This is a genomic window from Megamonas sp. Calf98-2 (assembly GCF_900110235.1).
Lineage (GTDB): Bacteria > Bacillota > Negativicutes > Selenomonadales > Selenomonadaceae > Megamonas > Megamonas funiformis.
In genome coordinates this window covers 1-24,842 of the sequence record NZ_FOCY01000005.1, presented here as the reverse complement: position 1 = coordinate 24,842, position 24,842 = coordinate 1, and the positions used below count along the sequence as shown (strand labels likewise).

The 24,842-nt window shown below is 32.3% G+C and carries 27 protein-coding genes and 1 riboswitch; of the genes, 10 read left to right on the top strand and 17 right to left on the bottom strand.

What is annotated here, in order from left to right:
* The 4 genes from BMX03_RS02445 (at position 1) to BMX03_RS02430 (ending at position 3,914) form a co-directional block, all read left to right on the top strand.
* Entirely contained in the window at positions 1 to 954 is a 954-nt protein-coding gene (locus BMX03_RS02445; RefSeq protein WP_015561836.1) for a glycosyltransferase, read from the top strand.
* Positions 947 to 1,864: a formyltransferase gene (locus BMX03_RS02440; RefSeq protein ID WP_022228437.1), complete on the top strand. Its 918-nt coding sequence runs from the start codon at positions 947 to 949 to the stop codon at positions 1,862 to 1,864. The genes BMX03_RS02445 and BMX03_RS02440 overlap by 8 nt, the downstream gene beginning before the upstream one ends.
* Before the next feature lie 37 nt (positions 1,865 to 1,901).
* Positions 1,902 to 2,933 (top strand): bifunctional UDP-4-keto-pentose/UDP-xylose synthase, encoded by a 1,032-nt coding sequence (locus tag BMX03_RS02435; protein ID WP_015561838.1) that lies wholly within the window; start codon positions 1,902 to 1,904, stop codon positions 2,931 to 2,933.
* Between the two features lie 87 nt (positions 2,934 to 3,020).
* Positions 3,021 to 3,914, top strand: a complete 894-nt coding sequence (locus BMX03_RS02430; protein WP_015561839.1) for a 4-deoxy-4-formamido-L-arabinose-phosphoundecaprenol deformylase — start codon at positions 3,021 to 3,023, stop codon at positions 3,912 to 3,914.
* 52 nt (positions 3,915 to 3,966) lie between these two features.
* Here the strand turns inward: BMX03_RS02430 and BMX03_RS02425 are convergent, their stop codons facing one another.
* Complete coding sequence (locus tag BMX03_RS02425) at positions 3,967 to 4,311, bottom strand: hypothetical protein (RefSeq protein WP_022228440.1); 345 nt, start codon at positions 4,309 to 4,311, stop codon at positions 3,967 to 3,969.
* 273 nt (positions 4,312 to 4,584) lie between these two features.
* Here BMX03_RS02425 and BMX03_RS02420 point away from each other — a divergent pair, with 273 nt between their 5' ends.
* A complete protein-coding gene (locus BMX03_RS02420) occupies positions 4,585 to 5,436 on the top strand; it encodes an HAD-IIB family hydrolase (RefSeq protein ID WP_091693541.1) in 852 nt (283 codons plus the stop codon).
* A 58-nt stretch (positions 5,437 to 5,494) separates the two neighbouring features.
* Here the strand turns inward: BMX03_RS02420 and BMX03_RS02415 are convergent, their stop codons facing one another.
* Positions 5,495 to 6,682 (bottom strand): MalY/PatB family protein, encoded by a 1,188-nt coding sequence (locus tag BMX03_RS02415; RefSeq protein WP_091693539.1) that lies wholly within the window; start codon positions 6,680 to 6,682, stop codon positions 5,495 to 5,497.
* 205 nt (positions 6,683 to 6,887) lie between these two features.
* Between BMX03_RS02415 and cbiM the strand changes: the two genes are divergently transcribed.
* From cbiM to BMX03_RS02400, 3 genes are read left to right on the top strand one after another with little or no spacing between them, the layout of a single operon-like run.
* The gene (cbiM, locus tag BMX03_RS02410; protein ID WP_091693536.1) at positions 6,888 to 7,883 is read left to right on the top strand and encodes a cobalt transporter CbiM; all 996 of its coding nucleotides are present in this window, start codon (positions 6,888 to 6,890) and stop codon (positions 7,881 to 7,883) included.
* Positions 7,861 to 8,691: an energy-coupling factor transporter transmembrane component T gene (locus BMX03_RS02405; RefSeq protein ID WP_091693533.1), complete on the top strand. Its 831-nt coding sequence runs from the start codon at positions 7,861 to 7,863 to the stop codon at positions 8,689 to 8,691. Before cbiM ends, BMX03_RS02405 begins: the two co-directional genes overlap by 23 nt.
* Positions 8,688 to 9,362, top strand: coding sequence for an energy-coupling factor ABC transporter ATP-binding protein (locus BMX03_RS02400; RefSeq protein WP_091693531.1), 675 nt, complete (start codon positions 8,688 to 8,690; stop codon positions 9,360 to 9,362). Before BMX03_RS02405 ends, BMX03_RS02400 begins: the two co-directional genes overlap by 4 nt.
* A gap of 51 nt (positions 9,363 to 9,413) precedes the next feature.
* On the opposite strand, the gene nirJ2 is transcribed toward BMX03_RS02400, so the two are convergent.
* The 6 genes from nirJ2 to BMX03_RS02370 all read right to left on the bottom strand — a co-directional run bounded on the left by nirJ2 (position 9,414) and on the right by BMX03_RS02370 (position 15,109).
* Positions 9,414 to 10,400 carry a putative heme d1 biosynthesis radical SAM protein NirJ2 gene (gene nirJ2, locus BMX03_RS02395; protein WP_008539413.1) on the bottom strand — a complete coding sequence of 329 codons (987 nt, stop codon included), beginning with the start codon at positions 10,398 to 10,400 and terminating at the stop codon, positions 9,414 to 9,416.
* Positions 10,400 to 11,590, bottom strand: coding sequence for a putative heme d1 biosynthesis radical SAM protein NirJ1 (gene nirJ1 / locus BMX03_RS02390; RefSeq protein ID WP_008539412.1), 1,191 nt, complete (start codon positions 11,588 to 11,590; stop codon positions 10,400 to 10,402). Before nirJ1 ends, nirJ2 begins: the two co-directional genes overlap by 1 nt.
* Before the next feature lie 228 nt (positions 11,591 to 11,818).
* A complete protein-coding gene (locus tag BMX03_RS02385) occupies positions 11,819 to 12,766 on the bottom strand; it encodes an HTH domain-containing protein (RefSeq protein WP_091693528.1) in 948 nt (315 codons plus the stop codon).
* Positions 12,767 to 12,856: 90 nt separating this feature from the next.
* On the bottom strand, positions 12,857 to 13,423 hold the full coding sequence (locus BMX03_RS02380) for a chromate transporter (protein WP_091693526.1): 567 nt from the start codon (positions 13,421 to 13,423) through the stop codon (positions 12,857 to 12,859).
* A gap of 43 nt (positions 13,424 to 13,466) precedes the next feature.
* Positions 13,467 to 14,024, bottom strand: a complete 558-nt coding sequence (locus tag BMX03_RS02375) for a chromate transporter (RefSeq protein ID WP_075554917.1) — start codon at positions 14,022 to 14,024, stop codon at positions 13,467 to 13,469.
* Positions 14,025 to 14,113: 89 nt separating this feature from the next.
* Positions 14,114 to 15,109, bottom strand: coding sequence for an asparaginase (locus tag BMX03_RS02370; protein WP_022228449.1), 996 nt, complete (start codon positions 15,107 to 15,109; stop codon positions 14,114 to 14,116).
* A gap of 145 nt (positions 15,110 to 15,254) precedes the next feature.
* Here BMX03_RS02370 and BMX03_RS02365 point away from each other — a divergent pair, with 145 nt between their 5' ends.
* Positions 15,255 to 16,235: a cobalamin biosynthesis protein gene (locus BMX03_RS02365; protein WP_075554919.1), complete on the top strand. Its 981-nt coding sequence runs from the start codon at positions 15,255 to 15,257 to the stop codon at positions 16,233 to 16,235.
* Between the two features lie 25 nt (positions 16,236 to 16,260).
* Positions 16,261 to 16,800 carry a cob(I)yrinic acid a,c-diamide adenosyltransferase gene (cobO, locus tag BMX03_RS02360; protein WP_022228451.1) on the top strand — a complete coding sequence of 180 codons (540 nt, stop codon included), beginning with the start codon at positions 16,261 to 16,263 and terminating at the stop codon, positions 16,798 to 16,800.
* 51 nt (positions 16,801 to 16,851) lie between these two features.
* Here cobO and BMX03_RS02355 read toward each other — a convergent pair whose 3' ends face one another.
* From BMX03_RS02355 to BMX03_RS02315, 9 genes are all read right to left on the bottom strand, one after another.
* Entirely contained in the window at positions 16,852 to 17,589 is a 738-nt protein-coding gene (locus tag BMX03_RS02355) for an ABC transporter permease (protein ID WP_022228452.1), read from the bottom strand.
* A 2-nt stretch (positions 17,590 to 17,591) separates the two neighbouring features.
* Positions 17,592 to 18,455 (bottom strand): ABC transporter ATP-binding protein, encoded by an 864-nt coding sequence (locus tag BMX03_RS02350; protein WP_008539403.1) that lies wholly within the window; start codon positions 18,453 to 18,455, stop codon positions 17,592 to 17,594.
* A 19-nt stretch (positions 18,456 to 18,474) separates the two neighbouring features.
* Positions 18,475 to 19,269: an ABC transporter ATP-binding protein gene (locus BMX03_RS02345; protein WP_091693523.1), complete on the bottom strand. Its 795-nt coding sequence runs from the start codon at positions 19,267 to 19,269 to the stop codon at positions 18,475 to 18,477.
* A gap of 1 nt (position 19,270) precedes the next feature.
* A complete protein-coding gene (locus tag BMX03_RS02340; protein ID WP_091693520.1) occupies positions 19,271 to 20,296 on the bottom strand; it encodes a FecCD family ABC transporter permease in 1,026 nt (341 codons plus the stop codon).
* A 12-nt stretch (positions 20,297 to 20,308) separates the two neighbouring features.
* Positions 20,309 to 21,271 (bottom strand): ABC transporter substrate-binding protein, encoded by a 963-nt coding sequence (locus tag BMX03_RS02335; RefSeq protein WP_008539400.1) that lies wholly within the window; start codon positions 21,269 to 21,271, stop codon positions 20,309 to 20,311.
* Positions 21,272 to 21,291: 20 nt separating this feature from the next.
* Positions 21,292 to 21,999 carry a precorrin-2 C(20)-methyltransferase gene (gene cobI / locus BMX03_RS02330; RefSeq protein ID WP_008539399.1) on the bottom strand — a complete coding sequence of 236 codons (708 nt, stop codon included), beginning with the start codon at positions 21,997 to 21,999 and terminating at the stop codon, positions 21,292 to 21,294.
* Positions 22,000 to 22,171: 172 nt separating this feature from the next.
* A complete protein-coding gene (locus BMX03_RS02325; RefSeq protein ID WP_091693517.1) occupies positions 22,172 to 23,179 on the bottom strand; it encodes a sirohydrochlorin cobaltochelatase in 1,008 nt (335 codons plus the stop codon).
* A gap of 218 nt (positions 23,180 to 23,397) precedes the next feature.
* A riboswitch (cobalamin riboswitch) is annotated at positions 23,398 to 23,578 on the bottom strand.
* A gap of 63 nt (positions 23,579 to 23,641) precedes the next feature.
* Positions 23,642 to 24,061 (bottom strand): ExbD/TolR family protein, encoded by a 420-nt coding sequence (locus BMX03_RS02320; RefSeq protein ID WP_015561858.1) that lies wholly within the window; start codon positions 24,059 to 24,061, stop codon positions 23,642 to 23,644.
* A 2-nt stretch (positions 24,062 to 24,063) separates the two neighbouring features.
* Entirely contained in the window at positions 24,064 to 24,681 is a 618-nt protein-coding gene (locus BMX03_RS02315) for a MotA/TolQ/ExbB proton channel family protein (RefSeq protein ID WP_015561859.1), read from the bottom strand.
* Positions 24,682 to 24,842: the final 161 nt, after the last annotated feature.

Here is a 24,842-nt window from a genome sequence, read left to right as displayed (position 1 = left end):
ATGCTAGGAAGTCCTGAAATTTCTATTGTAATTCCAGTTTACAATGAAGAAGAATCTCTCCCTCAATTATTTAAAGAACTCTATCCTGTAATGGAAAATTTACAGCGTAGTTTTGAAATAATCTTTATCAATGATGGCAGTCGTGATAAATCATTTGCTATGCTCTATGACTTTCAAAAAGAGCATGAAAAAACTGTTCGCGTCATTGATTTAAATGGTAATTTTGGTCAGCATATGGCAATCACTTCTGGTTTTGCTAATGTTCGTGGAAAATACATCATTACTTTAGATGCTGACCTTCAAAATCCACCAGAAGAAATCCCTAAAATCATTGCCAAAATGGATGAAGGCTATGATGTAATTGGCACATGTCGTCAAAATCGTCATGATCCTTTATTTAGAAAAGTAGCTTCTCGCTTTGTAAACAGAATGACTAATCGCATCAGTGGTTTGCATATCAGTGATTATGGCTGTATGCTCCGCGGATATAGTCGTCGCATTGTCGATATCATCGTTCAAAGTCGTGAAAGTACTACTTTCATTCCTGCATTAGGTCAAAAATTTGCAGTAAATCCTATAGAAATTCCTGTCAGTCATCGTGAACGTGAATTTGGCGAGTCTAAATATAGCTTTTTCCGTTTGCTCCGCTTAAATTTTGACTTAATGACAAGCTTTTCTATAGCTCCTCTACAAATGGTTACTATGAGTGGCATGGGTATCTCCCTTTTAAGTATTATCTTCTTCTTATATTTAATTTTACGCCGCATTGTCGTAGGTCCTGAAGCTGGTGGCGTTTTCACTTTAATGGCCATAAACTTCTTTTTAATCGGTGTTACTATCATGGCTCTCGGTATTATCGGTGAATATACTGGTAGAATTTATAAGCAAATTCAGCAACGACCACATTATATAATCAGAAAAATATATGAGGACGGTGCTAAAGAAGATGAATAGACCTTCTATCGTTGTATTTGCCTATAGTGAACCTGGATATACTTGTCTTAAAGCTTTAATAGAAGCTAAAGCTAATATTTTAGCTGTATATACTCATCAAGATGATCCTGATGAAAAAATATGGTTTCATTCTGTATATGATTTGGCTAAAGCTAATAATATACCTGTATTTAGACCAAAAAAAATAGATGAAGAAGCTACTAATTATATCTTAAATTTAAATCCAGATATCATCTTCTCTTTCTATTTTCGCCGTTTAATTCCTAATGAAATCATTTTAAAACCACGTTTAGGTGCTTATAATCTTCATGGTGCTCTATTGCCTAAATATCGCGGTCAAACATGTATCAATTGGGCTGTAGTAAATGGTGAAACACACACTGGTGCCACACTTCATCTCATGACAGAAAAAGCCGATGAAGGTGATATTGTAGACCAGCGTGGATTTGATATAGCATTTACAGATACATCCTTAGATGTTTTCATTAAAGTTAGTAAAATCGCTAGTGAAATCATCAAAGATTGTTTGCCAAAAATAGAGGCAGGTACTATTACTTTGACACCACAAGATGATACACAAGCCACAAAATTTGGCAGACGTCGCCCTAAAGATGGTTTATTGGATTTTTCTAAAGACGCCGTTAGTTTATACAATCTCATTCGTGGCGTTACACATCCTTTTCCTGGAGCTTTCACCTATGTGAATAATAAAAAATTATTCATCTGGTGGGCAAAACCAATCGAAGGAACAGGAAATATCGGTGAAATTGTAAGCACTAATCCACTTTGCATCGGCACTGGAAAAGGTCTACTTCAATTGGAAAAATTACAATTTGAAAATGAAGCTGAATTAGATGCTAAAGCATTCACTGATTTATTGCCAATCGGTACTAAATTCGAACTTGAATAAACTATTATAAATAAAGATAGAAAGAAGTATTTATCATATGAAAATTTTTGTTACTGGTGTAAACGGTTTTATTGGCTCTCATTTCCTTGAAATGGCACTTGCTCAAACAGACTGGGAAATTCAAGGTTTTGACTTAGCAGATAATAATATCACTCAATTCTTAGATAATCCTCGCTTTTCTATGAAAAAAGGCGATATCTTCAAAGAAGAAGCTTGGCTCAATGAACAAATTAAAGAATGTGATGTTCTTTTACCATTAATCGGTATCGCTCGCCCAGCTTATTATATTACTCGTCCACTTTGGACATTCGAACTTGATTTTGAACAAAATCTAAAAATGGTTCGTAAATGTGCTGAATATGGTAAACGCGTTATTTTCCCTTCAACTTCTGAAGTATATGGTATGCCTGACCCTAACAATAAAGTCATGGACGAAGATAACAGTAATTTAATCTTAGGTCCTGTATCTAAGAGCCGTTGGATTTATAGTTGTAGTAAACAAATGATGGATAGAGTAATCTTCGCTTTTGGTCAAGAAATGGGGCTTAAATTCACTTTATTCCGCCCATTTAACTGGGTAGGACCTCGCCTTGATAGCTTCAAAGATGCAAGTGAACATAAAGGTCGTTCCATCACTCAATTCATCTATGATGTTTTGTACACTGGCAAAATAACACTTGTAAATGGTGGTGCTCAACGTCGTAGCTTTACTTGGGTAGGCGATGGCGTACAAGGTTTAATTGATATCATCACTAATAAAGATAACCAAGCAGAAGGACAAATCTTCAATATTGGTAATCCAGAAAACAATTATTCCATCAAAGAAATGGCTGAAATCGTTGTTGATGAAATGAAAAAATTCCCTGAATTCAAAGATAAAGCTGATAAAGTAGAATTTATCGTTATGGACTCCGATAAATATTACGGTAAAAATTATGATGATATGCAAGATAGATTGCCATCTGTGAAAAAAATGGAAACTCGCCTCGGTTGGAAATCAAAAGCTACACTTCGCGAAGCAATCCACTATACACTTGAATGGTATGCTAAAAATTTAGATAAAGCTTAATTATTATTTATAAAAATCAAAGCCATTGCCTCAGCATTTGCTAGTGGCGATGGCTTTTTAACTAAAATATAAAATTTGGAGGATATTATGGCTAAAAAAATTGCTATAAAAATTGATGTAGATACAAAACGTGGCTATGATGAAGGCGTACCTCGCATGCTTGATGTTTTTAAACAAGAAAATATCAAAGCTACTTTCTTTTTCTCCATGGGTACTGACAATTCTGGTAAAGCTATTCGCCGTATCTTTCGCAAAGGTTTTTTAACTAAAATGCTACGCACTAAAGCACCTAGTACTTATGGTTTTAAAACTATGATGTATGGTACTCTTTTACCTGCACCTCATATCGTCGAACCAAATCCTATGCCATTTCTTCGTGCTATCAAAGAAAATCACGAATGTGGTATTCATTGTTGGGATCATGTTTACTGGCAAGATAAATTGCCTTTCCTATCTGAAGATACTATAAAAGAAGAATTGACCAAAGCCATTAATCTCTTTGAAAAAATCGCTGGCTTTAAAGCTAAAGCTTGTGCTGCTCCTGGCTGGCAAGTAACTCCTCGCAGTTTAAAAGTTCAACAAGAATTAGGTTTTGATTATTGCAGTGATGTTCGCGGATATTATCCATTTTATCCTATCATGAATGATAAAAAATATTTGCCATTACAAATTCCAGGAACATTGCTCACTATGGATGAATGTTTAGGTAGTACTTTAGATAATAAATTAATCACTGAAGAAAATATCAATGATTATTGGTTGAGTCATTGCGATCAAGAATTTAATGTTTTAACTATCCATTCAGAAATGGAAGGCTTAAAACAATTACCTATTCTTCATGATTTCATCAAAAAAGCCAAAAAACTTGGTTATGAATTTGTAAAATTAGAAGAAGGTAAATATGTTCCTAATATAAAAGAATGTGAAGTTTATCATGGATATTTACCAGGTAGAGCAGGAACAGTTGCTCGTCAAAGATAATTAGATAAAAAAGCCACAGCATATGCTGTGGCTTTTTTATCTATAAATATAATTATGGTTTCTTATAACCGCATTTTGGGCAAACGCCATCTTCATTCAATGCAATACCACATAATGGACAACGATCAACTTCAAGATGTGGTTCATATTCTTCAGATGCCAAATTAACTCCACTAGAGAAAGTGAGTTTTACAATATTTAATTTATCTTTTAAAAGCTCATAAACAATTTTTATCATACCTTCAACTGTCATTGTTTCTTTTGTAACAACAAGACGACAATCTGGATATGCAGTAGCAAGTTCTGTTTTAAAAGCAGGCCCTTTCATCACATTGTTTGGTGCACCATCTTTTATACCTTGCTTTTCATAAACACCTAAAATAGCAGGAATTGACATACTCCCCATGCCTAAAGGCAGGGGATTCTTGGATACAAACGATACTTGCCTACTAAAATAGCAGGTCTCTAAAAAATATCAATATTTTTTAGAAATTTTTATTATTTTTTTACATTTACTTCATTATCCTTTAAAATATACCATTTATAATAAAAGCATATCAGTTAGGAAATAGCACCTCTGGTTATTAGATACATTTGTAGAAGAAGACGACTTGCTATGCGTGGTAGCTTCTATCTTCTACAAAATTAACTCCATTTTGAGGTAATAATTATGACAGATTTTAGTAATGTTTTCTTAATCAGTGATATGGATGGCACATTAATTAATTCTAAATCGCAAATTTCCACTATTAATAAATATGCTTTAAATGAATTCACTAAAGCCGGTGGTACATTTGCAGTAGCTACTGGAAGAACCCTCCACAGTTGTAAACAATATATTCCAGAGCTTCCTATAAATGCACCTAGCATATTTTATAATGGCACAATCTTGCAAGACACGAATAATAATGTAGTCTTAAAAACATTATCACTGCAAACAAAAATTCTTTTCAATTTTCTCAAACAATGTTTAATTCATTGTCCTAACACTTGTATAGAACTTCATACTAAAGATACTTTTCACATTATCACTAAAGAAGAATTTGATGACCCTGTTATCAAACGTGAAAATTTATCTTATATCAGAAGTAATCTAGATGACCTTTATGATTTAGATATCTTAAAAGTCCAATTCTATACAACAAATACTCATACGATATCATGGCTCCATATTTTCGCCAAATCTATGGAGATGGATAAAATTGCCAAATATTTTACTTCTTGGTCTAGTTATTTTGAATTAATTCCTAAAAATGCTTCTAAAGGTATTATGTTGGATAATTTACGTAAAATGCCTATGTACAAGGATAAAATATTTATCGCTGTTGGTGATTTTGACAATGATATAGAAATGCTTCTCTTTGCCGACTACGGCATTGCTGCTCAAAATGCTACGCAAAACCTTAAACAAGTAGCAGACATCATCGGCGTAAGCTGTGATGAACACCTTCTTTTTCATGTTATCAACAAAATTATTCCTAATTTAGATAAACTGATGATAACAACTCTTCAAACTGCATAAGAAAAACCTTCTATGTATAGCCCTAACATAGAAGGTTTTTCTTTTTTTATCTATAAATTTATTTCACAGCAAACTCTTTATAAGCCTGATATAAACGCTCTAATGCCCAATGAATATATTTTGTTGGACAAGCCAAATTCCAACGCTCAAACCCACTACCTGCTTTACCAAATATATAACCTTCATCAAAATAAAGGCACGCTTTTTGGCGATTGCGCATTTCTAATTCTTCATTAGTTAAATTAAATGCTCTAAAATCAAGCCATAATAAATATGTCGCTTGAAGCTGTGTTATTTTCACTTGTGGAAAATACTCTTGCATAAAATCCATGATTATTTTTTTATTTGTATCAATGATATTTATGACCTCTGTCAACCATTCTTCACCATATTCGTAAGCTAAACGACAAGCTTCATAACTCAAAATACTACAAGCAAAATCTGCATCAGTTGCTTGTTCTGCTTTAAATAGATTGCGATAATTTTCATTAGCTATAAATACATTAGAAAGTTGCATACCTGCTAGATTAAAAGTCTTACTTGGTGCTGTGCAAATAATTGAATGTTCTAATGCTTCTTTAGAAATCGTACCATAGGAAACATGTTTAAATCCTGGCATGATTAAATCTGCATGAATTTCATCTGCTACTACTAAAATATCATTTGCTAAGCAAATTTCACTAATTTTAGTTAATTCTTCTCTTGTCCAAATACGACCGCAAGGATTATGTGGACTACAAAGTATCAACATTTTTGTATCTATTGCTTTAGCTTTTTTTGTAAATAAGTCCCAATCAATATCATATGTCATACTATTATTAATCAAAGGTATCTCCACTAATTTTCTTTGATTGATTTCTATAGCTTTATACATAGGATAATAAACAGGTGTAAATAACATCACACCATCGCCTTTTTGCGTAAATGCTTTTACAGCAGTAAAAAAAGCATTTACTACACTATGTGTTTCTACAAGCCATTTTTCATCAACTGTAAAATCATGATGCTTTTGTTGCCATTTACAAACGCTTTCACGATATTTTTTATTCGTGCCTGCATAGCCTAAAATATTATCATCTATAAATTTTTTTAGTCCTTCTGTGATTTCTGGGGCAAGTCTAAATTCCATATCAGCTACAGAAAAAGGAATTACTTTTTCATCTACTAAAGGATTATTTTTCATGTCCTGCCATTTTTGACTACCAATGCCAAAGCGAGCATTAATATTTTCTAAATCGTATTTCATAAAATACACCTCTTTCATTTTTAATTATCATATTCCCCCATACCCCCATATAAAAATATTTTCACTTTCCTAAATTATAGCTTAATGCTTTGATATCCATGATTTTATTTTAATTTTTATTTCTATCCTATACATAGGCTTATATTTATCATTTATAAATAATATAATGATGGCAAATAATATTATTTATAAGGAGGATTTCATCATGCATATTCCTGATAATTATTTAAGCCCTTCCACTTGTGCTACTTTATTTGTAGCTATGACACCTATCTGGTACTATTCTATCCGCAAGATAAATAAAACTTTATCTGCTGATAAAATTCCTTTAATTGGTATAGGTGGCGCATTTGCTTTTATTTTGATGATGTTTAATCTGCCCATTCCTGATGGCACTACAGCCCATGCCGTTGGTGGAACACTTATTGCTTTACTGCTAGGGCCTTATGCCGCCTGTATAGCTATCAGTGTAGCACTTTTCATTCAAGCTATAATCTTTGGTGATGGTGGTATTTTATCTTTTGGAGCTAATTGTTTTAATATAGCATTTATTTTACCTTTCACAGGCTTTTTTATTTATAAAATTTTAAATAAAATTCATTTATCTCCGTTTTATCATAAATGCACTATTTTTCTATCTGCTTATATCAGTATAAATTTAGCCGCCTTTTTCACAGCTTTAGAACTTGGTATTCAGCCATTATTATTTGTAGATAATTTAGGTCAACCGCTTTATTGTCCGTATCCTCTTTGGATATCAATACCTGCCATGGCTTTATCTCACTTGACGATTGCCGGCATAGCAGAAGGTTTATTTACTTTATCTTTATATCTTTTTATCCTCAAGACATCTCCAAATATAATTTATGATTGCCAACAGATAAAATTAAATTCTATTTTTTCTTTATTAGCATTTTTAATTATCATTTCTCCACTTGGACTCATAGCTGAAGGCACTGCATGGGGTGAATGGGCTCCAGAAGAAATTTTAAATGATACTTCTTCGGGGGTTCCTCTTGGATTTATTCCAGAAAAATTATTAAATGGATTTAATTATGAAGCTTTTTTTCCTGATTATACTATGAGTGGGACAACTGATATTTTAGCTTATATAGCTTCAGCTATTATTGGTGTCGCTCTTTTAATCATTATCTTTAAAATGCTTGGAAATATTATTTATGCAAAAAAACAATCACTTTGATAATTCTGCTAAAATTCCTAAATGGCTTTTAACTACAGATGAGTACACACCCCCAAAGGATAAAGATAATTTTTGGCAAAAAACTTTATTTTCCATTACTACTAAATTAATTTTTCTTCGCCATCATAATTATCCCCATAAAAATAGTTGGCTAAATCCCAGTGAAAAATTATTGTTCATTTTTCTCACCATAATTTTAATAAATTCTGCACAAAAAATATTTTTTCCTTTAATTATTTTAGCTTTTAGTTTAATTTGTCTATCGACTTTAAATACAAAAATCATCATTTCTATATTAAAACCGACTTTGATATCAACTTTATTTTCTTTGATAATAATTTTACCTTCTCTATTACTAAATAATACTCGCCTTTTCTATCTGCCTTTTAAAATTTTTATAACTGTTCTTCTTTTAGCTTATATCGCTCAAACTATCCCTTTTTATAGACTAAGTAAAATTCTTCGCCTATTTCATATTCCTGCGATATTTATTTTAACCTTAGATTTAACACTAAAATATATCGTGATTTTAGGAGATACCTTTACCAATTTATTAATTTCTCTAAAATTACGCTCTGTCGGTAAAAATAATTTTAAATATCAAAGTCTAGCTTCTATATCAGGCACTACATTTCTAAAATCACAGATTTATACCAAAGAAACATATCATGCTATGATATGTCGTTGTTTTGATGAAAATTACACGCCAGTTATTAAACATAAATTTAAATTAAAATATATTTGGCATACTATCGTAATTATCATTTATCTATTATTTTATTTTTTCAGTGAAGGATATTTTCTATGACACCAATTATAAATCTATCTCATATAAGCTATAACTATGAAGAAGTTTCTGCTTTAAATGATATCTCTCTTGAAATTTATGCCGGAGAATTAATCTTTTTTACAGGCCCTAATGGTTGTGGTAAATCCACTTTATTTAAACTTTTAAATGGTCTAATCTTTCCTACTAAAGGTGAATATTACTTTGATAATAAGAAAATCGATAAAAATACTTTGCAAGATAATATATTTGCTAAAAACTTTCATAAACGCATTGGTTATATTTTTCAAAATCCAGATGTGCAATTATTCAATGCTACAGTATATGATGAAATCGCCTTCGGCCCAAGACAAATGAATTTAAATGAAGATATCATTCATCAACGTGTAAATGAACTTTTAATTTATTTAAATATACAACATTTACAAGATAGACCACCTTATCATCTAAGTGGTGGCGAACAGAAAAAGGTGGCTCTTGCTGCAATCTTAGCTCTAAATCCAGATATACTTATGATTGATGAGCCTTTAAATGGGCTTGATAATAAGACTAGACAATGGTTTAAAGATTTTCTCATAGATTTTATCAAAGCTAATAAAACTATTTTAATTTCCACGCATGAACAAGAATTATTATCTCTGCCTCATAGTCGCATTATAAAATTCAATGATAAGCATACTATTTTAAATTAAAATCAACTAAAAAAGTGTTGTATATAGCCTAGACCATATACAACACTTTTATTATTTATGACTATATAAACACCATGGTTCTTCTGCCATATAATTGCCATCATTATAATAAGCAGCTCTAGCTCTACAGCCACCACAGCTGAATTTATATTTACATTTACCACAATTGCCTTCAAATTCAAAAGTACGCAATTTATTCAATACTTCGCTGTTTTTCCAGATTTCATCAAATGGAGTTTTGCGAACATCGCCAAGTTCCATATTTAAATAAGCACATGGCTGTACTTTTCCTCGAGGGCTGATTATGCAATAAGATGTACCAGCCAAGCAACCACGACGGAAACGAAGTTTCATGCCCATTTGGTCAGCTATACGCATAAATTGAGGTGCGCAAGTAGGTTTTAATTCGATATCCACTTCTTGCTGTTTTTTCATAATTCTTGTGATAACATCTTCATATTCTTTAGCGCGAAGTGTTTCTGCTTCGATATTTTTTCCTCTACCTGTTGGCACTAAAAAGAAAATATGGTGAGCTACAGCGCCTTCTTTAACGGCAAAATCTGTTAAAGCTTCCAATTCATGTTGGTTCCAATCCATCACTGTTGTATGAATTTGAAATGGCAACCCTACTTTACGACAATTTCTCATACCACGAACAGCGCCTTCCCAAGCATTAGGGAATTTACGGAAATTATTATGCTTTTCTGCATCCATGGAATCAAGAGAAATTCCCATGCCCATAGCGCCAGCATTTTTTAATTTTAAAGCCATTTCTTCTGTGATAAGCGTGCCATTTGTACCAAATACAGAGCGAAGACCTAATTTTGTAGCGTATTCCACAAGTTCTACGATATCTGGACGCATAAGTGGCTCTCCACCAGAAAAAATCATGATTTTAAAGCCAGCTTTAGCAATCTGTTCTAAAAGCGTTTTCGCTTCTTGCGTATTTAATTCTTCATCTGCTTTACAACCAGCATCACGATAACAATGGTCGCAAAACATATTACAAGCATTTGTTGTATTCCATGAAATAATCATTATTTTTCAGCTCCTGTAATACCAATTTCTTCATCAGTTAAATAACAAGAAGGGTCTGATTCCCAAAAATCTCCAGTGCGAGCTTCAGCACGTGTTCTGAAATTACCATTACAATTATCTAAGAATTTGCATTTACTGCAACGACCTTTTAATAATGGTTTTCTATCTTTCAATCCTGCCATAATAGGATTTGTTGTATCTTGCCAAATATCACCAAATTTACGTTCACGAACATTGCCAAAAGTATGGTGTTGTGTAAATTGGTCAGGATGTACATACCCAAGTGGGTCAACTTCGGCAAAAGCCATACCAGAACGGTTACCACCATTCATTGCGATATATTTTTTAATCTGCTGAGCAAGTTCATCTTTGCCTTCTTGAAGTGCTTTTAAATACATATATACACCATCGCAGTGATTATCTACAGTCAAGATTTCTTTTTTCAAACCACGTTCTTCAAAATCACGAGTGCGACGAATGATTATATCCATAGCACGGCGAGATTCTTCAGCTGTTACATCTTCATCCATCATTTGATTGCCACGACCGGAATATACTAAATGATAAAAGCATACACGATTGATATTTTCTTCTTCAATGAAATCAAAGATATTTTCTAATTCTTGGATATTGTGATGATTGATAGTGAAGCGAAGTCCTACGCGTTGGTCAACTGCTACACAGTTTTTGATACCATTCATAGCAGCTTCAAAAGCTCCAGCTTTTCCGCGAAATTTATCATTTACTTCACGAAGACCATCTAAAGAAATGCCCACATAACCTACACCAATATCTTTGATTTTGCGAGCTACTTCTGGTGTAATCAAAGTACCATTAGTAGATAATGTAGGACGTACACCTTTTTTCGCTGCATAGTCTGCAAGTTCAAAGAAATCTGGACGAATTAATGGTTCTCCGCCAGAAAATAATAATACTGGCACATTGAAATCTGCTAAATCATCAATGAATTGTTTTGCTTCCGCTGTAGTCAATTCATTTTGATATTTTTTAGCATCAGAACTCATATAACAATGGCGACATTTTAAATTACATGTACGTGTAGAGTTCCAAACTACTACTGGTCCCATGCCTTCTCTTACGCCATTTCTTGCTTTATGAGCATTATCTGTATAACGAAGAGAGTCTCCAAAATATTCTGTTGCAAATAATAATTTCGTTACGCTTATCAAGTTATTTCACCTATTCCTTATTTTAATTCTAGTTTATACAAGCAAATATTTATATATTCAATATATGTATAAGTAATTATGAACGACATTCACATTTACAATATATTTATAATAACAATATAAAGGTTAAAGGTCAATAAAAAGCTTTTATAATAATTTTTCTATTTTGACCAAAAAAATATCTTTTTATCCCCATATATTCTACAGAGATAAAAAGATATTTACATCTTAATAATTTATTCTTTTTTTACCAGCGACTAAACGTTTTAAAGAATTTACTTCACGTGTAAGTCTATTGATAGCTTTTACTAAAGCAGCTACTGGATTTGCTTGTTCTACAGTTTCTACTTTTTCCACTTTTTCTACTTTAGAAATGCTTTCTTCTTTTGCTTTAACTACTGGTTTTACTTCGATATTTTCTTTTTTCTGTACTGGTGTTTCATCTACATTTTGTACAATTTTACGAGGACGACCTCTTCTTTTCTTTGCTACTTGTTCATTTGCTTTTACTTGTGTTTCTACTTTTTCCACCTTAGTCTCCACTTTTGTTTCTACTGCTTTTTGTGCATTTTTAGGTGGACGGCCTCTTCTTTTTTTCTGTGGTGCTTCTTCTTTTACTTCTTTTTTAACCATAGGTTCAGCTAATTTTATATTTTGCGCCATAGCAGCAATTTTATTTACACGTTTTTTAACTGTTTTTGCTTTATTTTCTGTAGCTTCTACTTGTGATACAACTTCTGGATTTTTACGAGGACGACCGCGTTTTTTCTTTGGCATATCCACTGTATATTCTTCTTTTTTTGTTTCTGCTACTGTTTCTACCACAGGATTTTTACGAGGACGACCTCTTCTTTTTTTTGTTGGTTCACTATTCATTATTTTTTCTTCCTTTGTTTCTACTGATATATTTTCTTTAGTATCTATGATTAATTGACCATCAGCATATAATTTTCTCCATCTTGCTGAAGCTCTTTCTATGCGTTTATTGCCTAAAATTGATGGGTCAAAACCTGCTTCAATAAAAATTTCTGTAGGTTTTTTCCCTGCTAAATAATTTTTTACATAATAAGATTTAAATGCTTCTGTATAAATAATTCTTGTTTTTTCTACTGACTCTACATTAGGGTTTTTACTGAGAATTTTTCTTTGTTCTTCGGTAAATACTTTTGCTGCCAATTCATTTCGCCTCTTTCATATGTATATATCTTATTTATAATCATAATATATACCATTGATAAATTCAATATATTATGCTAAAAAATCCCCCTAAAATTTTCCAATTAGTCCTAAAATAAGCCCTAATACACCAGAACCAGCCAAAATTTTTATAATTCCCACTTTTTTTCTAACAGCAATAAAAGCTACAATTAATACAAATAAACCTAAATAATCAATATCTGCTACATTTATTGGCATTTTTTCTGTATTGAACAAAGCTAAAAATATAAAACTCATACCAGCAGAACAAATTAATGCTACAACAGCTGGTCTTAAGCCATTTAATATACCTTTAATCACCCCAATATTTCCATATTTAAAAAATAATTTCGCTAAAATAATGCCTAAAATAAACGATGGCGCTACAAATCCCAATGTTGCCACAATAGCACCTAAAAACCCTGCTACTTTCATGCCGACAAAAGTCGCTGCATTAATACCGATAGGACCAGGAGTCATCTGAGAAATTGTAAAAATATCTATAAATTCACTAATGCTAAGCCAGCCATGCACATCTATTACTTGTGCTTGAATTAGTGGCATAGAAGCATATCCACCGCCAACACAAAATAAACCTACTTGAACAAAGCTCCAAAATAATTCTAAATAAATCATGGTAAAAATCCTTTGCTATTTTTCTATCACTAAATTAATTATTTTAATTATATTTTTTATCCCTCATCAAAATTAAACCAATAATTCCATCAATAACGATTAAATACATTACATTTATATCTGTAAAAAAGCTCATACCAAAGGTAAAACAAATAATAAATAAGGATAATATATATTTTTTCTTTATTTCTTTTTTCAACAAATCGTAGGCTACATTGATAATCAATGCTGTAGCACCACATTGCATACCTTTTAATAGCAAATTCACATATGGATTTGTAGCAAATAAATTGTAAAAAATACAAATTAAAGATAAAGTGATAAGCGGTGGCAATACAGTAGCTAGTAAAGCTGTCAAAGTTCCTTTTACGCCACGCATTTTATATCCCAAAATTACAGCAGAATTAATCGCCACTACCCCTGGCATAGATTGAGCTATAGCTACTAAGTCTAAGGCATCTTTTTCTTTTATCCATTTATATTCATCGACATATTTTGCCTTCAATAGCGGTATGATTACAAAACCGCCACCCACAGTAAAAGCACTGATAATAAATGTGGATTTAAATAATTTCCAATAAAAATTCTCTGCCTTTTCCATTTCAACATTCCTTTTACATAAAATAAAGAAATCACTATTATCGATTGAATATACAATAATAGTGATTTCAAATTAACTTAAAATACCATTTAAAAAACAGCTTTAATTTCACCAATGATATCGCCACGATGATTTTTCAATACAGGTGGATACATTGACAATAATTTATTATATTCTTCTTCATTAATATAATTAAAATGTTTGAGCATTGCAATTACCATTGGAGTTACTGCTGCATAACTTCCATCTTCGATTTTAAAAGCCATACCAGATTTTAATTCACGAGAAGCTAAGCAATATACTGCATCTGCACCAATTTTAGCCAATACTCGTCCATTTGTTACTTCTGCTACTGCTTTATCAATTCTACCTGTTCCAGAAACCATCTGCGGATATGCACACATAGCATCGCGAATTTTTATCGCAGCTTCTGTGTATTCGCCCCAATTTCCTTCTTCTGCATTCATCAAGCGAGCATAAGCATATGCCATTTTATCAAGTGGTAAATAAAATACAGGCACACCACAACCATCAATACCAATATCCAATTCATCTTCAGGAATACCAGCTGACATAGCTACTATTTGATGAATGATTTTTTGAGCTTCATGGTCTGGTTTTATATAATCTTCTACTGGTATATTCAACAACTGACAAAGAGCTATAATTGCTGAATGTTTACCAGAACAAGGATTATGCAATGCTGATGGTTTTAAATTATTTTTTACTAATTCTTTGAAAGCTTTTCCACTCATAGGACGAGCAGAACCACAGTTTAATACTTCCTCAGTTAAACCTAATTTATGCAAAATAGATTTTACTGTTTCTACATGAATATCTTCACCGCTATGAGAAGAAGCAAGTATTGCTAATTCTTGTTGTGTTAAATTATATTTTTCAACGCCACCTAATTTTACGAACTGTAATAATTGAAAAGGTTTCGCTGCACTGCGCCAAAACATTGGTAGGTGAGCATTGCCTACTTTATCAATAATATTGCCATCAACGCCAACACAAACAGCATCGCCTCGATGAATATTTTCTACATATTTTCCTCTTGTGTAATGTAATAATTCTACACTCATTTTCTCACCTCAATAATAAAATCTTTAGATTATCTTTTATCATACCATAGCACTTTATTTTTTTGTAGTAATTTATTGATTTTAAAATATCTAGCTTCTATAATTAATATGCATAGAAAAATTTTAAAAATGTGAGTTGAATGTAATGGAAATAGCTTTAATTGCTTTTTTAGCCTTTGTCATTGATTGCATAATTGGCGACCCTAATTCTAAATATCATCCCGTAGCTTTGATGGGAAAATTAATTGATATCCTCGATAAATTATTGCGCAAAGATAATGCTACTGAACCTACAAAATTAGTCTGTGGCTTTATTTTGGTGGCTATATTATTGAGCTTTAGCTATGGCATAACTTATGGCATAATCACACTTCTTGATATATTTAATTGTCCTAGTTGGCTCAATATCTTTATCCAAGCTGTAATCTTAAGCTTTATGATTTCACCAAAATCTCTAGCTAAAGCAGGCAAAGATATTTATGATGAATTAATCAATCACAATCTTGATGAAGCTCGCAAAAAAGTAAATTATATCGTAAGTCGCGATGCCAATCGCATGAATGAACAAGATATCACTCGTGCCACTGTAGAAACCGTAGCAGAAAATATCGTAGATGGTATTATCTCACCTTTATTTTATTTCTTTATCGGTGGACTACCGCTCGCTGTACTTTACCGCATGAGTAATACCATGGACGCTATGATTGGCTATAAAAATGATAAATATCTTTATTTCGGCAGAACAGCTGCCCGCATTGATGATGTTTTGAATTTCATTCCTGCGCGCATAACAGGACTTTTATTAATAGTTGTAGCCTTTTATTCCAAATTAAATGCCAAAGGTGCTTTAAAAATGATGATGCGTGATGCTAAAAAACATCCTAGCCCTAATGGTGGTTATACAGAAGCTACAGTAGCTGGCGCACTAGATATTCGCCTAGGCGGTATAAACTATTATTTTGGTCGTCAATCATTCCGAGCTTATATGGGCGAAGCTATCAATGAATTAAATGCTCGACATATTCAACAAACCATAAAATTAATGTACAATGTTTCTACTTTATTTTTAATCATTATGTGCATTGGTTATATCGTAATCACAAAATATCAAGAACTTAGTCTCTAAATCATAAGTAGGTGAATAATAGATAATGCAAGATACTCAATATAAAAAAGGATTAGTAATCGTTCACACTGGAAACGGCAAAGGAAAAACTACAGCAGCTTTAGGGCTTGCAATCCGTGCATGGGGCGAAGGCTTAAAAGTTTTAATTCTCCAATTCATCAAAGGCAGTTGGAAATATGGTGAATTAAAAGCTTTAGCTAAATTTGCTCCAGATATCACAGTGAAACAATGTGGTGAAGGTTTTACTCGCCGAGGCAATACAGATATAAAAATCCATCAAGAAGCTGCTAAAAAAGCACTTCAAGAAGCAAAAATGGAAATGATAAGCAATAAATGGGATATGATTATCTTAGATGAAATAAATTATGCTATTGATTTTGATTTAGTCAATTTAAAAGATGTCTTAGATTTAATCGCCGAAAAACCTGCTGATTTACATCTCGTTATGACAGGACGAAATGCCAAAGAAGAAATCATTCAAAAGGCTAATTTAGTAACGGAAATGAAAGAAATCAAACACCCTTATAAAGAAGGCATCAAAGCCCAAAAAGGTATTGAATTTTAAATTTAAACAAAAATGCACTCCAAGGAAAGTTTTCCTATTGGAGTGCATTTTTTAATTTTTTATCTTACCTAAAATGCGATTGCAAATAATAAATAATACAACCATATATAAACATAAAATACCAATAGACAATATAGAAATCTCTTGATTATGTGTGATAGCACGCAACAAAGTTGATGTATGTGTCAGTGGCAAAGCTTCAATAAAATAATGCAGTAATAATGGCAATTTATCCGTAGAGAAAAATGTGCCACATAAAAATGACATCGGCAATAAAATATACGTATTAAATCTTGCCATATCTTCAAAAGTCTGTACTATCATTGCTGCTGAAAAGCCAATTTCAGCAAAGATAATACAATTTATAATCAATACAATTATAAATAATGGCGTAATCGCAAATTTCGCACCAAATAAATAAGCTAAAACAACGATAATAGCCGAAGAAATCATACCACGAAGCACAGCAGCTAAAATCTTTCCTGCTACAAAAGCTATTGGTCGAATAGGTGATACTAAATATTCCTCTAAAGATTTATGGTATATACGCTCTGCATGTACAGGAGTCAAACTATTAAAAGCTATATTCATAGAATTTAAAGCCAAAATCCCTGGAACTAAAAAATCTAAATATGAACCAGTCCCTGTATTAATACTTCTACCTAAACCCCAGCCAAAAGCCACCATATATAAAATAGGTGCCACCATACGGCTTAAGATGAATTTTATCATGCGATGTTTCAATACTACCCAGTCTCGCCAAAAAACAGTCCAAATATCATATAGCATAATCAGCTCACCGTCCTTCCTGTCAATTCTACGAAGACATCTTCTAAATTGGAATGACGTATAGTTGTCGCTACATCTAAAGTTCCAGCAAAATCAGCACATTCTTTACGAGAATTAAAAAATTTATACTCTCTAGACTCTTCGCTATCCCATTCTACAACATATTTGCCAATTTGCTCACAAAGAGCCTTTGGCGTATCCAATTTTATTAAACTACCTTTATTTAAAATAGCCACTCTATTACATAGATTTTCTGCTTCTTCAATGTAATGTGTAGTCAAAACTACAGTAACACCATCTTTTGGCAATCGACGTATTAAATCCCAAATACGTCGGCGCACCTGTGGGTCTAAAGCCACCGTTGGCTCATCTAAAAATAAGATTTTAGGATTATGCATCAAAGCTCGCACAATCAATAAACGCCTTTTCATACCACCAGATAAACTTTTTACTTTATCATTAACTCTATCTTGAAGCTCTACATAATTTAATAATTCTTCAATGCGAGCATGGCGCTCACTTTTGGGAATGTGATGCAATCTTCCATGCAATTCCATATTTTCCCAAACAGTCAAATCCTGATCAAAATTTATATGTTGCGGTACTACTCCTATATATTTTTTTACATTTAATTCGTCGCTGAATATATCTTTTCCCTTATATAAAATTTCTCCAGCTGTAGGCTTTGTAAGCATGGTAAGCATGCGAATAGTTGTCGTCTTACCTGCTCCATTTGGCCCTAAAAGTCCAAAGATTTCACCTTCATCAATCGTCAAATTTAAATCTCTTACAGCCGTTTTTTCTATATTTTTACCTTGTTTATTTTTAGAAACAAAATTTTTCTTTAGGGATTTTATTTCAAGCATATTTATTCCCCTTATTATATTAATTTTTAACTAAAGATACTGGAAAAATTATTTTATCTTCTGGATTTTGACAGTTTTGATACATCTTAGCATTCACACCAAATACTTTAGCTAAATTTTCTACATCAAGTACAGTATTTGGCTCACCTTGCTCAAATACATGTTTATCTTTCAAGATAACTATATCATCAGCATACATACGAGCATGATTTATATCGTGTAAGACCATAATCACTGTCATTTTTTCGCGTTTATTCAATTCATCTACTATCTGCATGACTTCTATTTGATGAGCAATATCTAAATAAGTAGTTGGCTCATCTAATAATAAAATCTTTGGCTGTTGAGCAAGTGCCATTGCAATCCATGTACGCTGTCTTTCACCGCCAGATAAAGTGCTGACTAAGCGATGAGAAAAAGATGTAATATGTGTTTTTTCCATTGCTTCTTCAATAACCGCTTGCTCTTTTCTACTATTCAATGATTTAAACATGGAGCGATAAGGAAATCTGCCATAACTCACAAGCTCTTTTACCGTTAAATCTGTTGGTGTTGTCGCTCCCTGTGGTAATATTGCCATTTTCTTCGCTAGATTTTTTCTGGATAAATGCAAAATATTTTCTCCATCAATCAAGATTTCGCCTTTATATTGACGATTTAATCCTGAGATAGCTTTTAATAAAGTCGATTTACCACAACCGTTTGGCCCTATGATAGATGTCTTTTTTTCAGCTTTAAAATCAATATTAATTCCATCTAAAATCAATTTATCATATATTTTTATCATTAAATCAGATACTTTTAAATTAACCATATCAAAGCTCCTTTCTAAGTAAAAATAAAAAGAATGGAGCTCCTAATATCGCCATGAAAATTCCCACAGGCAATTCCAGTGGAGCAAAAGCTACACGGGCGAAAGTATCACTATAAGTAACTACAGCTATTCCCAAAAGTGCCGACGAAGGTATCAAGTAGCGATAATCTGAACCTACAATCAAACGAGCTGTATGTGGCACTATAAGTCCTACAAAACCTAATAAACCAGCTACAGATACAGCACTTGCTGCCAATAATGCTCCTATAGCAGTCAAATAAATGCGTGTTAATTCTACATTAACTCCTAAAGCCTTTGCTATATCATCACCCAATTGCAAAATATTCAAATGGCGTGAACCCAGCATTGCTAAAATAAATCCAATTAAAGCATAAGGCCAAATAATATCTACATGTGGCCATGAACGAGCCGATAAGCCCCCTACCATCCACATCAAAGCACCATGTATTCTATCACTATATAAAACTAAAATAGCGGAAATACCTGCACCTAAAAATGCTGATACTGCCACCCCTGCTAAAATAATACGCAACGGTCTTATACCATTTTTCCATGCCAATAAATAAATGCAAATAGCTGCAATCATAGCACCAACAAAAGCTATAGGCGTTATTAGATATTCCATAGCAGGAAATAATACAATCACTAAAATACCTGTAAGCCCTGCCCCAGAAGAAATCCCTATGATATGTGGATCAGCTAAAGGATTTTTCATCACAGCTTGTAAAATAGCTCCTGCCATAGCCAAATTCATGCCTACTAATCCTGCTACTATCGTTCTTGGCAATCTAATATTATATAAAATCTGCTGATGAGGACTATTTACACCATCGATAAAAATATTTTTCAATTCACTTATTGGAATAGCTACTGCTCCACTTATTATACTGCATATAATGCCCGAGCAAGCTAAAATGGCGAATACTATCATCATTAGTATTCGCCATTTATTAATCGCTATGCCAAATTTTGTGGTTTGTAAAACTTCTTGTTTTTGCATAGTCATATCAATTCACCATCAATTAAATTTATCTGGATAAACAAGCTTAGCCATAGCTTCAACCGCTTCTGGATAATGAATGCCTGGACTTAGTAAAAATAATTCCTGTGGCAAGAAATATACTTTCTTTTCTTTTACTGCTGGAAGAGTCTGCCATGCTGGATTATTTTCTACATTCTCCATCATAGATTTCTTTATAGTTTCTAGTTTTCCCATACTTGTAACAAAGATAACATCTGGATTTGCTGATACTAATGTTTCCAAACTATATGGCGCAGAAGTTGGATTGCTTTCTAGTGGAGTCAATCCCTTAGCAATATTTTCAAATTCCAAAATCTCTGCCGTTGAACCTGCAATACTACCTTCTAATTGTACAGTTACATTTTGAGCTGTACTATGTAGTATCGCTATACGTTTATGTTCATTTGGCAATTTGGCTTTTATTTCTGCTATTTTATTATCCATATCTTGTATCAAAGTTTTGGCTTTATCGGTATTTCCTGCAATCTGTCCTAAAACATCTACAGTATGTTTTACTTGGTCATACGTACGCATTTCAAGAACAACTACAGGAATACCATTTTCTTCAAATGTAGATACAAATTTATCATTCATACCCTTATAAGCAATTACTAAATCTGGTTGAGCTTCTATTACTTTCTCAATATTAATATTATAGACATTTCCTACTTGTGGTAGATTTTCATCTTCTTTGGGAATACCTGTTTTTGCTGATACCCTAGCCACTATTTTTCCATCAACAGCATGAAGTGGCTCTAAAAAAGATGCTGATAATGGTACTATTCTTTCTGGTTTTTTCGTCAAAACTACTTGTCTATCAGCATCATCTGTAATAGTTAAATAACTATCAGTTCCACTCGAAGCATTTTTTTCCTCTGTTTGACTACCACAACCAACTAATATTACTGAAAAACATATTACTAAAGCTAATATACAAAACAAACCATTTAATTTTTTCATAGTAACATTATCTAAGGCAATTAAATACCTTTACTCCTTCTAGTCAAAATAGTTGATAAATAATTTAATTTTTTATCTTTTTGAGCTTGTAAATCATTTATAATTTCTTCATCTGGAAGACCACAACGGCTTACAAGTACAGCATTATCCACCATATCATTTTCAGCTAAAGCATCTACTACTTCAGGATAATTTTTATAAACTTTCATCATTACCACATTATTAGAAACAGCTAAAGCTTTATCAATAGTTTCTTTATCAGCAGTTGCTGGAATTACACTGATGATATCATTGCCTTCAACTAAAGGATAACCTAATTTACTACCAATCGCACAAAATGCTGGCACACCTGGGATAGTTTCAATATTTATATCTTTTTCTTTTGCTAAAAGACGATATACATAAATATATGTACTGTAAAACATTGGATCGCCTAATGTTAAAAATACTACATTTTTTCCAGCTTGTAATAAAGCTAAAATCTCTTCTTTATTTTTCTGCCATGCATCAGTAGTTTCAAAATTAACTACCATTGGAAAAACTTGATATACAATTTCAATATCATCTTTTAAATAAGGTTTAGCTATGCTTAAAGCTACGCTACCATCTTTTTTTTCTGTTTTTGGTGCAATGAGTACATCAGCTTTTTCAATAGCTTTAATAGCTTTCATTGTCAATAATTCTGGGTCTCCAGGACCTACACCAATACCATAAAAAGTTCCTGCCATGATTAAAAATCCTCCTGCATAAAAAGGTATGTGACAAAATTTGCCACATACCTTACTGTATTACATTTTGCATATTTTAGTAGAAACTAAATTACTTAATAAAATAATGCTCTTATTTATTTTACACTTGGCATATAAAAGCGTCAAGCATACAGGATTTATTCAAAATCTATTATTTTTCTGCTTCAAGAGCGTTCCATGCTTCATTTGCTCTATCTACAAATAATTGACGAACGTTTTGGTTTTCACCAAGACCATGAATGTATGCGTCTACTTTAATACCTTCTTTTTCTAAGATGGATTTATGAGAATCTTCTTCTGCACCAGCCATATCATTATTTGCATGATCACCTGCAACCATCATAAGAGGCATCATTGTAACATGATTGATACCTTTTGCTTTTAATTGAGGAATAATATCTTCAAGAGATGGCCAGCCTTCAACTGTATAAATCATTACTTTACCATCATAAAGTTTATTTAAACGATCTTGCATTACAGAATAATAAGCATTAGATGGATCTGGTGTACCATGTGCCATCACTAATACTGCATCTTTTTTACCTAATTTTGGCATTTGAGAACCAATTGCTTGCATTACTGCTTCAACGTCATCTCTTTGACCTTCTTGACCCATCCAATACATAAGAGGTGTACCAATAGTCATTTTTTTGAATTGTGTTTTATAGATATCATATACAGCTGTTTTATAAGCATATTCCATACCAGGAATAACATCTAAGGAAGTAAGTGCTATACGATTATAGCCTTCAGCTTTTAGTTGTGCCAATGCTTCTTCTGGTGTAGGAATAGTAATACCTTCATTTGCTTTTACACGGTCAATAATAATATGAGAAGTAAATGCTAATACAACTTTTGTATTTGGATGTGCTTTTTGAATTTCTTCTACAGTAGCTTCAATTGTTTTTGCACGAGTATCTTTGTATGTTGTACCAAAGCTCATTACTACAATAGCATCTTTATTTGGAGCTTTTTGAAGTTCTGCATCAGTTGTATTATATGTACGTACACCGATTTCAGAAGCTTGTAAAAGTGCAGGAGTTGCTGTTTTTACTTCTGGATTTAAACTATATCCTGCTGCAAAAGATGTTGCAGATACTCCTGTTAAAGCTACACATGCCATAGATGCGATTAACATTTTTTTCCAATTAGATTTCATAATATCGTTCCTCTCTTAATTTATTTATAATGTCCTAAATTTGATATTTAAATAAATATTAAATACTTCATCTATTCGATTATAAAGTCATTATTGAGTATCACTTATTTCCATGAGAATATTATGGCTTATAGATAAAAAAAATCTCTACAAAATAAATATTCTTGTAGAGATAGTGTTTACTATAATAAATCTCCTACCTATCTCTCGCAGGTCATAACGGTGATTGACAAATAGGTAGTTCTTCTGACTCAAGTTCATCGCTTCTTCAAGCCTTCCCAAGAAATATCTCAGTGACATAAATTTGAAGTTGCTCACTTTCACAGCGGCGGGACCGTAGCAGCTTTTACTGCTTTCTCTATTAAGCCCAAAAGGGGCACCTATTCCACTCAATAAATATAAAATTGTTAGAAAAATAATTTCATTTTTACGATAACACTTAAGAGTATATCTGTCAAGACATTATTTATGTTCATCTACCATAGTCTCTGTAGCCAAACCAAATTTAGTTATCCCCACAGCTTTAAATTTATCTAATAATGCCATAATTTTTCCATAATCTACATTTTCATCAGCACGAATTACTACAGCAAAATTATTATTTTCTTCATATTTTTCTTTTGCACCTTGAAGTAATGTATCTTCATCTATCAATTTATTTTCTAAATACAAAGTGCCATCAGCTTTCATCGTGACTAAATAATTAACATTTGTTTGACTTTGGGCATTTTGCACTTTAGGCATATTTACAGGAATAGTTTTTAAATCCACCATGTATAGCGTGCTGAGCATAAAAAATACCAATAAGAAAAACATAATATCAATCATTGGTATAATCATGACTTCAGGCTTAGAAAACGCTCTTCTATCTTTTAAACGCATTGTTATTCACCTCTAGTTATATAACCTTCAATTAGTGAAAAAGCCTGTTCCATATCAGTTACGATACGATCTATTCTCTGCACAAAATATGCATGAATAGCCAAAGAAACAATAGCTACACAAAGTCCTGTAGCTGTTGCGATTAATGCTTCACCTACACCCCCAGTGATAGCAATAGCTTGACCTTCTTCTAAATTAAATACGCTAAAAGCTGAAATCATACCAATTATTGTCCCCAATAAACCTAATAAAGGAGCCATAGTAACAATTACATTTAAATAATAAAGTCTTTCTCTAAATTTAGAAATACTTATCCCTGATTGAACTTCCAACAACATCATCAAATTGATATTTTTATTTTGCATTTTATTGAAAGCAAAATCGACTAAAAAAGCTAAATCCCCCTTGCTATTTTGTGCTAAATTTCTAGCCTCTTCAATTTTATTATTAATCATCAATTTATAAAAATTTTGTGCAAAAGCTCTTCCTGAATCAGCTTTCATAAAATATAATAAGCGTTCTACACCAATAGTGATAATAAAAATTGAGCATATTAATAATATATACATTACTAATCCGCCCTTATGAAAATACTCTACACCTTGCATCAATAAGTCCATGAAAAGACCGTTGCCAAAAATCTATAAAAATATAAAAATTTGTTTATTTCCTTCTTCATTGAATCCGATTTTGCCATAGCTACTTTCGTTTGATATGATTCTCCAAAGGCTTAAATTCGGATACAACGAATCCTACATATTAGCATTTTCTTGCTTGTGAA

Bases quoted from the DNA above. Each gene is read 5' to 3' on its own strand.
- BMX03_RS02445 (WP_015561836.1), top strand. From the start codon at position 1: ATGCTAGGAAGTCCTGAAATTTCTATTGTAATTCCAGTTTACAATGAA.
- BMX03_RS02440 (WP_022228437.1), top strand. From the start codon at position 947: ATGAATAGACCTTCTATCGTTGTATTTGCCTATAGTGAACCTGGATAT.
- BMX03_RS02435 (WP_015561838.1), top strand. From the start codon at position 1,902: ATGAAAATTTTTGTTACTGGTGTAAACGGTTTTATTGGCTCTCATTTC.
- BMX03_RS02430 (WP_015561839.1), top strand. From the start codon at position 3,021: ATGGCTAAAAAAATTGCTATAAAAATTGATGTAGATACAAAACGTGGC.
- BMX03_RS02425 (WP_022228440.1), bottom strand. From the start codon at position 4,311: ATGTCAATTCCTGCTATTTTAGGTGTTTATGAAAAGCAAGGTATAAAA.
- BMX03_RS02420 (WP_091693541.1), top strand. From the start codon at position 4,585: ATGACAGATTTTAGTAATGTTTTCTTAATCAGTGATATGGATGGCACA.
- BMX03_RS02415 (WP_091693539.1), bottom strand. From the start codon at position 6,682: ATGAAATACGATTTAGAAAATATTAATGCTCGCTTTGGCATTGGTAGT.
- cbiM (WP_091693536.1), top strand. From the start codon at position 6,888: ATGCATATTCCTGATAATTATTTAAGCCCTTCCACTTGTGCTACTTTA.
- BMX03_RS02405 (WP_091693533.1), top strand. From the start codon at position 7,861: ATGCAAAAAAACAATCACTTTGATAATTCTGCTAAAATTCCTAAATGG.
- BMX03_RS02400 (WP_091693531.1), top strand. From the start codon at position 8,688: ATGACACCAATTATAAATCTATCTCATATAAGCTATAACTATGAAGAA.
- nirJ2 (WP_008539413.1), bottom strand. From the start codon at position 10,400: ATGATTATTTCATGGAATACAACAAATGCTTGTAATATGTTTTGCGAC.
- BMX03_RS02380 (WP_091693526.1), bottom strand. From the start codon at position 13,423: ATGATTTATTTAGAATTATTTTGGAGCTTTGTTCAAGTAGGTTTATTT.
- BMX03_RS02375 (WP_075554917.1), bottom strand. From the start codon at position 14,024: ATGGAAAAGGCAGAGAATTTTTATTGGAAATTATTTAAATCCACATTT.
- BMX03_RS02370 (WP_022228449.1), bottom strand. From the start codon at position 15,109: ATGAGTGTAGAATTATTACATTACACAAGAGGAAAATATGTAGAAAAT.
- BMX03_RS02365 (WP_075554919.1), top strand. From the start codon at position 15,255: ATGGAAATAGCTTTAATTGCTTTTTTAGCCTTTGTCATTGATTGCATA.
- cobO (WP_022228451.1), top strand. From the start codon at position 16,261: ATGCAAGATACTCAATATAAAAAAGGATTAGTAATCGTTCACACTGGA.
- BMX03_RS02355 (WP_022228452.1), bottom strand. From the start codon at position 17,589: ATGCTATATGATATTTGGACTGTTTTTTGGCGAGACTGGGTAGTATTG.
- BMX03_RS02350 (WP_008539403.1), bottom strand. From the start codon at position 18,455: ATGCTTGAAATAAAATCCCTAAAGAAAAATTTTGTTTCTAAAAATAAA.
- BMX03_RS02345 (WP_091693523.1), bottom strand. From the start codon at position 19,269: ATGGTTAATTTAAAAGTATCTGATTTAATGATAAAAATATATGATAAA.
- BMX03_RS02340 (WP_091693520.1), bottom strand. From the start codon at position 20,296: ATGACTATGCAAAAACAAGAAGTTTTACAAACCACAAAATTTGGCATA.
- BMX03_RS02335 (WP_008539400.1), bottom strand. From the start codon at position 21,271: ATGAAAAAATTAAATGGTTTGTTTTGTATATTAGCTTTAGTAATATGT.
- cobI (WP_008539399.1), bottom strand. From the start codon at position 21,999: ATGGCAGGAACTTTTTATGGTATTGGTGTAGGTCCTGGAGACCCAGAA.
- BMX03_RS02325 (WP_091693517.1), bottom strand. From the start codon at position 23,179: ATGAAATCTAATTGGAAAAAAATGTTAATCGCATCTATGGCATGTGTA.
- BMX03_RS02320 (WP_015561858.1), bottom strand. From the start codon at position 24,061: ATGCGTTTAAAAGATAGAAGAGCGTTTTCTAAGCCTGAAGTCATGATT.
- BMX03_RS02315 (WP_015561859.1), bottom strand. From the start codon at position 24,681: ATGGACTTATTGATGCAAGGTGTAGAGTATTTTCATAAGGGCGGATTA.